Raw genomic sequence first — 5,226 nt, forward strand, 5'->3', positions numbered from 1 at the left:
GGCTGCACGCCAAGCTGTTCTACCAACCGCTGCTGGAGTCGGTGGGCCAACCGGCGCTTGGCATTTCGGAAGGCATGACGCCGCAAGCCGCTGAACGCCAGCTGGCCGCCCTTGGCTACGAGGGGCCGCAGAGCGCGTTGACACATCTGGCGGCGCTCACCAGCTCCAGCGGCAGGCGTGGGCGGGTGCAGCAGGTGCTGCTGCCCACCCTGCTGGATTGGCTCTCCGATACCCCTGACCCCGATGCCGGTCTGCTGGCCTACAGAAGGATCAGTGAGGCGCTGGCCGAGCAGCGGTGGTTCCTGTCGACGCTGCGCGACGAGGGTGCGGTCGCCAAGCGGCTGATGCAGGTTCTTGGCACGTCGGCGTATGTGCCCGAACTATTGATGCGGGCACCCGAGGTCATCCAGTCCTACGCCGACGGTCCCGACGGACCCAAGCTGTGCGACGTCGAACCCGACGCCGTGGCGCGGGCGCTGATCGCCTCGGCGGGTAGGCATTCCGATCCGGTGCGGGCCATCGCCGCGGCCCGCACGCTGCGTCGGCGCGAGCTGGCCCGCATCGCCTCGGCCGACCTGCTCGGAATGCTCGAAGTGACCGACGTGTGCAAGGCGCTGACGTCGGTATGGGTGGCGGTGCTGCAGGCCGCGCTGGAGGCGGTGATCCGGGCCAACACTTCCGACGACGGATCGCCTGCCCGCATCGCGGTGATCGGGATGGGACGTCTTGGCGGCGGCGAGCTCGGCTACGGTTCGGACGCCGACGTGATGTTCGTATGCGAACCGGCCGAGGGTGCCGACGAGTCGGCCGCGGTGCGGTGGTCGGTGACCATCGCCGAACAAGTTCGGACGCTGCTCGGCACGCCGAGCGCGGACCCGCCGCTGGAGGTGGACGCGGGGCTGCGACCGGAAGGCCGCAACGGCTCGCTCGTGCGCACCCTTTCGTCGTACGAAACCTATTACGCACAATGGGCACAGCCGTGGGAGGTCCAGGCTCTGCTGCGGGCGCACCGGGTCGCGGGCGACCTCGATCTCGGCGAGCGATTCTTGTTGATGGCGGACAAGATTCGCTATCCACCCGGCGGGATCTCGCCCCAGACAGTGCAGGAGATCAGGCGTATCAAGGCGCGTGTCGACGCCGAACGGCTGCCGCGCGGTGCGGACCCGAACACCCATACCAAGTTGGGTCGCGGCGGGCTCGCAGACATCGAGTGGACAGTGCAGCTGCTGCAGCTGCGGCACGCGAACAAAATCCCTGCGCTGCACAACACTTCGACGCTGCAATCACTGGACGCCATCGGCGCGGCAGAGTTGATCGCCGAAGGCGATGTCGAGCTGCTTCGCCAAGCGTGGCTCACCGCGACCCGTGCGCGCAATGCGTTGGTGTTGGTGCGCGGCAAGGCGACCGACCAACTGCCAGGGCCCGGTCGTCAACTCAACGCCGTCGCGCTGGCTGCGGGCTGGGACCGAGGAGACGGCGCTGAGTTCCTCGATCATTATCTGCGGGTGACCCGGCGGGCAAAAGCTGTGGTACGAAAGGTTTTCGGAGCATGAGGGTGAGCGCGTGAGTATGGACTTCGGCTTCGACGTGATCAGTGCTCAGGAGTACGAGCGTCAGCGTGCGCTGTACGGGCCGTTGACCGACGCACTGCGCAAACTGATCGACGCGGGCCTGCACACCGACGCCGACGAGGACACTGTCCGCGAGGCGCAGGCGGCCATCGAGGCGGTGACTGAGGCGCTCGAAGCTAACAAGCGCACGGTGACCTCGACGCTGCGTCATGCGGGCACCGGCCGCCCCCTGGCGTGGGCCAATCCCGCTGTCGGGCTGCGCAATGCGATCGCACCGCCGATGGAGATCCATCACTCCGACGACGGCCGGTGCTGGAGCGAGTTCAGCCTCAGCGCCGCCTACGAGGGTCCGCCGGGCTGGGTGCACGGCGGCATCTGCGCACTGGTACTCGATCACATTCTCGGCGAGGCAGCCAGCGACGGGCTGACCAAGCCGAAGTTCACCGGAACGATCACGCTCAAGTACTTGCGTGGCACGCCGCTTGGGCCGCTGCGTGCGGAGGCATTCGTTGACCGCATTGAAGGCGTCAAGACTTTCGCGCGTGGCTACCTGAGTGACGCCGACGGCACAACAGTGGAGGCCGAAGGGGTCTTCATCCAACCGACGTGGGCCCGCGACGCAGGATGAGGTTTTACATCAGCACGGCCTTCCTCGACACTCACGAGGTCGTCGAAATCGCCAAGGCAGCAGATGATCTGGGATTCTACGGGATGGGCATCCCTGACCACGTCATCAACCTCGAAACGCTGAAGACGCCCTATCCCTACACCAAGGACGGCAAACGTCGCTGGGAGGCGTTCACCGACTGGCCCGACCCGTGGGTGATGATCGGCGCCATCGCACTGGTCACCACCCGGCTGCACTTCGTCACAACGGTGTACCTGCCGGCGATGCGTGATCCGTATTCGGCCGCGAAATCGATTGGTACCGCTGCGTATTTGGCGCAGGGTCGGCTCGAGCTCGGTATCGGCGTCGGCTGGTGCGAGGAGGAGTTCACGCTGATGGGCCAGCGGTTCGACCGCCGCGGCAAGCGCACCGACGAGATGCTCGAGTTGATGAAGGCGTTGTGGCAACCGGGCTGGACCGAGTTCGATGGCGAGTTCTATTCGGCACCACGGTTGGAGATGGAGCCGACGCCGCCACACATCCCCATCTACGTGGGCGGGTTGTCCGACATCGCGTTGCGTCGCGCCGCGCGCCATGACGGGTGGATCGGGGACCTGATCACCACGGACCGGGCTATCGAACGAGTCGATCGGTTGCGCGAGATGCGTGCCGAAAAGGGTTTGTCGATGGATGATTTCACCATCCTGACGCCGCTTACCGACGCTTTCACACCCGAGCACTACGAACGCGCAGAGGCAAGCGGTATCACCGGCATCATCACGATGCCATGGATGTTCTACTCCGGTCCGCAGGCCACGTTGGCCGAGAAGATCGACGGCATGCGCAAGTTCCGCAAAGACCTGGCGCTCGACGGCTAGCCGCTCAGAGGAGCACCTCGACCGACGTCAATTGCGGGTGAGTTGCCGCCCACTCGGCCGCGATATAGCCGGCGAGCTTGTAGGTCCAATCGTCCCGCAATAGACCAAATGTGTAGTCGACAAACCCGCTATCGGTATCGGTGTCGCGCGTCGAGTAGAAGAATGTCGGACCCGTGTAGTCGAACTGGCTCCAGGCATTGAGGTAGTCCTCAATGAACTCGGCTTGAGTCGCTTCGCTGGCCACCGCTGTCGGCACGCCGTACTCCGTCGACCAGATCTTCTTGTCGCCGTCGCCGTTGGCCACCATCAGATCGTGCATCATCGTCAGCTGATTGATCGGCGAGAGATTCCACCACGGCAGGCCCTCAGAGAACTTCAGCGTGTAGTGATACGGGTGGAACGAGATCGCGTCGAAGTAGCCGTGCGCGCCTGCGTCATACATCTGATCGAGGTAGGTGATCGGGTTCATGTACAGATTGCCCCAGTCGGGAATCGAACCAAGTACGCCGGCGATCACGGTGGCGTTCGGATCGGCGGCCTTGATCGCCGGGAATGCTGCTTGCAGTAACACGGTGTAGGCGGCCGGATCGGGTTGCGGCGACCAGAAGAAGTAGGCGTTCGGCTCGTTCCAGATCTCGTAGGCCGAAATCTTGCCCGCGTATCGCGCTGCCACCAGGCCGGCGAACTCGGCGTACTGGTCCACCGCGATCGGCGCACCGGCATACAGTGGTTGGCCCGGCGTCGCTGCCCAGGTCGGAGTGGTGTTGAGAACCGCTACCACCCCGATATTGCGCTGGTACGCGGCATTGACGATGTAGTCGATGGTGCCCCAGGTGTAGACGTCTTTAGTCCCCTCGACGCCGGCCCACGGGATGATCATCCGGACGTTGTTGACACCCATCGCCTGCATCGTGTCGAGGGTTCGATTGATGTCGGCCTGCGACATGAAGTACAGGTCCGAGTCGGCAAATCCGACCGTCGTATTCGACGTGTTGATTGAATTCGTCGGCGTGGTCAGCGGAGACCAGTTGTAGGTGAGGACCTGGGTGACTGTGCCGCCATGGCCGTCGTTCACCGTGATCACGAATGTGTCTGACGCCGTGGTCATTCCGGCGTAGTAGGACATGTTGGGGGTGTACGTGAGAACCCCACTACCCGAATTGAGGATCGTTCCGTGAAGGGCCTGCGTCGTGACGGTAAACGTGAGCGCATCGCCGTCGGCGTCGGAGCCGACCACGTGATAGAAGCCGGTACCTGTAAACGGAGTGCGGACGCCGGCGGTTTGGTTCGGAACCGTCGGCGCGATGTTGGTGGGGCTGATGCTGACGGTGACCGGGATTGTGACACTGGCGCCGTGGCCGTCGGTGACGGTGATGGTGAAGGTGTCGGAGGTGGCGCCCGTGGCCGCGGCGTTGTCGGCGGAAGCGGCATGGCGGGCGGCGGCCGTTGGGGTGTAGGTGAAGGTGCCGTTGGCGTTGACGGTCACTGATCCCTTGGTGGTGGTGGTCGAGCCGGTGTAGGTCAGGGAGTCACCGTCGGCGTCGGTGGCGGTGATGGTTCCGGTGACGACTCCGGTGGTGGTGTTGGGGGCGCCCGGATTGGCTGTCGCGTTCGGCACCGCGTTGGCAGGGCCGATCGCCACGGTCACCGGAACGCTGACCGTGGCGCCGTAGCCGTCGGTGACGGTGATGGTGAAGGTGTCTTGTTTGTCGGCGGTGGTGGCGCCGGTTGCCGAAGCGGCATGCCGCGCGGCGGCCGTTGGGGTGTAGGTGAAGGTGCCGTTGGCGTTGACGGTCACCGATCCCTTGGTGGTGGTGGTCGAGCCGGTGTAGGTCAGCGGGTCGCCGTCGGCGTCGGTGGCGGTGATGGTTCCGGTGACCACTCCGGTGGTGGTGTTGGGGGTGCCTGGGTTCACTGTCACGTTCGGCGCTGAGTTGGCGGGGGTGATGGAGACGGTGACGGTGGTGGTGGTTTGTCCGCCGTGGCCGTCGTTGATGGTGATGGTGAAGGTGTCTTGTTTGTCGGCGGTGGTGGCGGTGGTGGCTGCTGCGGCGTGGCGGGCGGCGTAGGTGGGGGTGTAGGTGAATTGGCCGGGCCCGGTCATGGTGATTGAGCCTTTGCCTGCGGGGGTGCTGACTGCGTAGGTCAGTGAATCTCCGTCGGTATCAGC

4 protein-coding genes are annotated in these 5,226 nt (G+C 64.8%); 3 read left to right on the forward strand and 1 reads right to left on the reverse strand.

Features of this window, described 5'->3' with window-relative positions; all coding sequences use genetic code 11:
* The 3 genes from VFH65_RS18325 to VFH65_RS18335 form a co-directional block, all read left to right on the forward strand.
* On the forward strand, positions 1-1,553 hold a 1,553-nt coding region (locus VFH65_RS18325), incomplete at its 5' end, for a bifunctional [glutamine synthetase] adenylyltransferase/[glutamine synthetase]-adenylyl-L-tyrosine phosphorylase (protein ID WP_353323356.1).
* A 16-nt stretch (positions 1,554-1,569) separates the two neighbouring features.
* Positions 1,570-2,199, forward strand: coding sequence for a PaaI family thioesterase (locus VFH65_RS18330; protein ID WP_353323361.1), 630 nt, complete (start codon positions 1,570-1,572; stop codon positions 2,197-2,199).
* Positions 2,196-3,056 (forward strand): TIGR03619 family F420-dependent LLM class oxidoreductase, encoded by an 861-nt coding sequence (locus VFH65_RS18335; protein WP_353323357.1) that lies wholly within the window; start codon positions 2,196-2,198, stop codon positions 3,054-3,056. Before VFH65_RS18330 ends, VFH65_RS18335 begins: the two co-directional genes overlap by 4 nt.
* 4 nt (positions 3,057-3,060) lie before the next feature.
* On the opposite strand, the gene VFH65_RS18340 is transcribed toward VFH65_RS18335, so the two are convergent.
* The coding region (locus VFH65_RS18340) for an Ig-like domain-containing protein (protein WP_353323359.1) at positions 3,061-5,226 on the reverse strand (2,166 nt) is incomplete at its 5' end.

Source organism: Mycobacterium sp., assembly GCF_035697385.1.
Lineage (GTDB): Bacteria > Actinomycetota > Actinomycetes > Mycobacteriales > Mycobacteriaceae > Mycobacterium.